At 71.4% G+C, this 4,447-nt stretch carries 3 protein-coding genes; 2 read left to right on the top strand and 1 reads right to left on the bottom strand.

Features of this window, described 5'->3' with window-relative positions; all coding sequences use genetic code 11:
- Positions 1–33 precede the first annotated feature (33 nt).
- Positions 34–732: a maleylpyruvate isomerase family mycothiol-dependent enzyme gene (locus tag FOE67_RS17815; RefSeq protein WP_182665473.1), complete on the bottom strand. Its 699-nt coding sequence runs from the start codon at positions 730–732 to the stop codon at positions 34–36.
- Positions 733–960: 228 nt separating this feature from the next.
- Here FOE67_RS17815 and uvrA point away from each other — a divergent pair, with 228 nt between their 5' ends.
- Positions 961–3,867 (top strand): excinuclease ABC subunit UvrA, encoded by a 2,907-nt coding sequence (uvrA, locus tag FOE67_RS17810; protein ID WP_182665471.1) that lies wholly within the window; start codon positions 961–963, stop codon positions 3,865–3,867.
- Positions 3,868–3,934: 67 nt separating this feature from the next.
- A complete protein-coding gene (locus tag FOE67_RS17805) occupies positions 3,935–4,399 on the top strand; it encodes a QcrA and Rieske domain-containing protein (protein ID WP_182665469.1) in 465 nt (154 codons plus the stop codon).
- Positions 4,400–4,447: the final 48 nt, after the last annotated feature.

Below are 4,447 nucleotides of genomic sequence, written 5' to 3'. Positions count from 1 at the left end.
GTGCGGGGGTGCGCGTCCCGGGGGAACGGGGACTCACAGCGCGGGTACCCGGGGCAGGTCGGCCGAGGCGGTCAGACCGGTGCCCGCGGTGCGACCGGTGAGCCAGCCGGTCAGCGCGGTCGGGCCGCCGGTGACCACGATCGGTTCCACGGTGCCCCCGGGGTCCCGACCGGTGCGCCAGGACCGGCCGTCCTCGGCGCGGATCTCGATCGGCTCGACGTCCGGGTGGTCGGCGAAGCGCCGGGCCAACCAGGGCAGCGCCCGGTCGGTGAAGTCACCCGGCAGGTCGGCGACGGTGTACCCGAGGTCGAGGTCCACCAGGTGGAGTTCGATCTCCAGCCATCGTCGCCAGGGCAGCGAGGACACGGTGTCGGTGACGCCGTTGCGGAGTTCCACGGTGTCCCCCCAACGGTCGTCGGGGGTCCGGCGCAGGGCCTCCTCGAGGCGGGCGCCCGCATCCCGCAGGTCGGTCAGGTGTTCCGCGGCCGAACGCGGGGCGCCGCGTTCGATGTCCTCGTCCCGGGCCTCCGCGCTCGCGTACATGGGCCGACCGGCGAGGACCTCCCCCAGGGCGTCGGCGTTGCGGGCGAGGTGGGCCACGACGTGGCCCCGGGTCCAGCCGGGCAGCGAGGAGGGGGCGACCACGGCGGCGTCCGACAGGTCGTCGAGGTGGGCCAGCAGGCGATTCCCGGCGTCGGCGAGGGCGGCGAGTTCGGCTTCGGGTCGACTCATGATCACCACGCTAACCCGCTCCGGGGCCCCCGGCCAGGGTGCGCGACCGACCCCGTCCGGCCGGCCGGAAACCCCTCTTGATCGAACATGTGTGCCATATGCTGCGGGTGATCCGGGTCCCGGGTTTCCGCTCCGCGAGCCCGTTGTCGGACCCCGCCCATACTCTTGGACGGGGCGACCCGTGCGACGCGGGCCGTCGCCCCCGAGACAGGAAAGGTGCCATTCGGCGTGGCCGACCGACTCATCGTTCGCGGCGCTCGCGAGCACAATCTGAAGAACATCTCGCTCGACCTCCCCCGGGACTCCCTGATCGTCTTCACGGGGCTCTCCGGGTCGGGCAAGTCCTCGCTCGCCTTCGACACGATCTTCGCCGAGGGGCAGCGCCGGTACGTGGAGTCGCTGTCCGCCTACGCGCGGCAGTTCCTGGGGCAGATGGACAAGCCGGACGTGGACTTCATCGAGGGCCTCTCCCCGGCCGTCTCGATCGACCAGAAGTCCACCTCCCGCAACCCCCGCTCCACGGTGGGCACCATCACCGAGGTCTACGACTACCTGCGGCTGCTGTTCGCCCGCATCGGCCGACCGCACTGTCCGGAGTGCTCCCGGCCCATCGCCCGGCAGTCCCCCCGCGCCATCGTGGACCGGGTCTCGCAGCTGGAGGAGGGCACCCGCTTCCAGGTGCTCTCGCCGTTGGTGCGCGAGCGCAAGGGGGAGTTCGCCGACCTCTTCGCCGAGCTGACCACCAAGGGCTACAGCCGGGCCCGGGTGGACGGCGCCGTCGTCCAGCTCTCCGACCCGCCGAAGCTGAAGAAGCAGGAGAAGCACACCATCGAGGTGGTCGTGGACCGCCTCACCGTCAAGCCGAGCGCCCGTCGTCGGCTGACCGACTCCGTGGAGACCGCCCTCGGGCTCTCCGGCGGCATGGTCGTGCTGGACTTCGTCGACCTGCCGGAGGACGACCCGCAGCGCGAGCGGATGTACTCCGAGCACCTGTACTGCCCCTACGACGACCTCTCCTTCGAGGAACTGGAGCCGCGCTCCTTCTCCTTCAACTCCCCCTTCGGCGCCTGCCCGGAGTGTTCGGGCCTGGGCAACCGCATGGAGGTCGATCCGGAGCTGATCGTCCCGGACCCGCAGAAGTCGCTGGACGAGGGGGCCATCCATCCCTGGTCGCACGGCCACACCAAGGGGTACTTCGCCCATCTGATCAACGCGCTCGCCGAGGCGCTGAACTTCCGGACCGACATCCCCTGGGAGGGGCTGCCCCAGCGGGCCCGCAAGGCCCTGCTCAACGGCCATCGCACCCGCATCGAGGTCCGCTACGAGAACCGGCACGGCCGCGAGCGCGCCTACACCACCACCTTCGAGGGCGCGGTGCCCTTCATCCGCCGCCGGCACGCCGAGTCGGAGACCGACTCCAGCCGCGAGCGCTTCGAGGGGTACATGCGGGAGGTGCCCTGCCCTGCGTGTCGGGGCACCCGGCTCAAGCCGGTGGTGCTCGCCGTCACGATCAAGGACCGCTCCATCGCCGACATCGCGGGCATGTCGATCAGCGAGTGCGCCGACTTCCTGCGCGACCTCACCCTCACCGACCGCGAGAAGGTCATCGCCGAGCGGGTCCTCAAGGAGGTCAACGAACGACTGCGGTTCCTGGTGGACGTCGGCCTGGACTACCTCTCCCTGGACCGGGCGGCCGGCTCGCTCTCCGGTGGCGAGGCCCAGCGCATCCGGCTCGCCACCCAGATCGGCTCGGGACTGGTGGGCGTGCTCTACGTGCTGGACGAGCCCTCCATCGGCCTGCACCAGCGCGACAACCACCGGCTGATCGAGACCCTCGTGCGCCTGCGCGACCTGGGCAACACCCTGATCGTCGTCGAACACGACGAGGACACCATCAGGACCTCGGACTGGGTGGTGGACATCGGCCCCGGGGCAGGGGAGCACGGCGGTGAGGTGGTGCACAGCGGCCCGCTCGCCGAGCTGCTCTCCAACGACAGGTCGCTCACCGGCCGCTACCTGTCCGGCAGGCGGGAGATCCCGCTCCCGGCCGAGCGGCGGGCGGTGGATCCGAAGCGGAAGCTGACCGTGCTCGGCGCCCGGGAGCACAACCTGCGCTCGGTGGACGTCTCCTTCCCCCTGGGCGTGCTGACCGCCGTCACCGGGGTGTCCGGCTCGGGCAAGTCCACCCTGGTCAACGACATCCTCTACACCCACCTGGCCCGTGAGTTGAACGGCGCCCGGACGGTCCCCGGTCGGCACACCCGGGTCACCGGGGACGACCTGGTGGACAAGGTGGTGCACGTGGACCAGTCCCCCATCGGCCGCACCCCCCGCTCGAACCCCGCCACCTACACCGGTGTCTTCGACCACATCCGCAAGCTGTTCGCGGAGACGGCCGAGGCCAAGGTGCGCGGCTACCTGCCGGGGCGGTTCTCCTTCAACGTCAAGGGCGGCCGCTGCGAGAACTGCTCGGGCGACGGCACGATCAAGATCGAGATGAACTTCCTGCCGGACGTCTACGTCCCCTGCGAGGTCTGCCACGGCGCCCGGTACAACCGGGACACCCTGGAGGTGCACTACAAGGGCCGGTCCATCGCCGAGGTGCTGGACATGCCCATCGAGGAGGCGACGGAGTTCTTCGCGTCGGTGCCCGCCATCGCCCGGCACCTGCGGACCCTCAAGGACGTCGGCCTGGGGTACGTGCGGCTGGGTCAGCCGGCGACGACCCTCTCCGGTGGCGAGGCGCAGCGGGTCAAGCTGGCCTCGGAGCTGCAGAAGCGCTCCACGGGGCGGACGGTGTACGTCCTGGACGAGCCGACCACCGGTCTGCACTTCGAGGACATCCGCAAACTGATCGAGGTGCTCTCGGGGTTGGTCGACAAGGGCAACTCGGTGATCGTCATCGAGCACAACCTCGATGTGATCAAGACCGCCGACTGGGTGGTGGACATGGGCCCGGAGGGCGGCAGCGGGGGCGGCACCGTGGTCGCCGAGGGCACCCCGGAGCAGGTGGCCTCGGTCCCCGGCAGCCACACCGGGAAGTTCCTGCGCGACATCCTGGGCGACCGGGTCAGCGACGCGGCGGTCCCGGCGCCGGCCGGTGGGCGCGCGAAGCGGGCGACCGGCCGGCGGTGAGCGGCCCCGGGGCGGTGCGGGGACCCCGCCCGTCACCGCCCCGGGACGTTTGCGTAGGGTACGAACCGTGACATTCCCCGGCCGCTCCGCTTCCCCGGGGGCCCCCGGCCCCCGCCGTTCCCGACGCACCGTCCTGCGCGGCGCCGCACTGGCCTCCGCCGGTGTCGCGGCGACCTGCCTCACAGGTTGTGAACACCGGTACGAGGCCAAACCCGAGGCTCCGGACGAACCCGTGGAATTGGGTCCGGCCGACGAGGTACCGGTCGGCGAAGCCCGGCTCTACGAGCGGGCCCGCCTGCTGGTCAGCCGCCCCGAGGAGGACACCTTCCTCGCCTGGAGCGCGGTCTGCACCCACCTGGGGTGCCTGCTCTCCCCGCCGGAGGGCACCGTCGCCGAGTGTCCCTGTCACAACAGCCGCTTCGACACCGTGGACGGCGGCCGGCCCCTGGCAGGTCCGGCCTACGAGCCCCTGCTCCCGGTGCCGGTGCGGGTGAACGACGAGGGCGTCCTGGTCGCCGGCGAGTCCTCCTGACCCCGGATCGGGGGACGTCGATCCCCCGATCCCCCTGTCTCTTATACA

Origin of the sequence: Streptomyces calidiresistens (assembly GCF_014141525.1) — a bacterium.
Taxonomy (GTDB): Bacteria; Actinomycetota; Actinomycetes; order Streptomycetales; family Streptomycetaceae; genus Streptomyces; species Streptomyces calidiresistens.
This window is presented reverse-complemented; position numbering and strand designations above follow the sequence as displayed.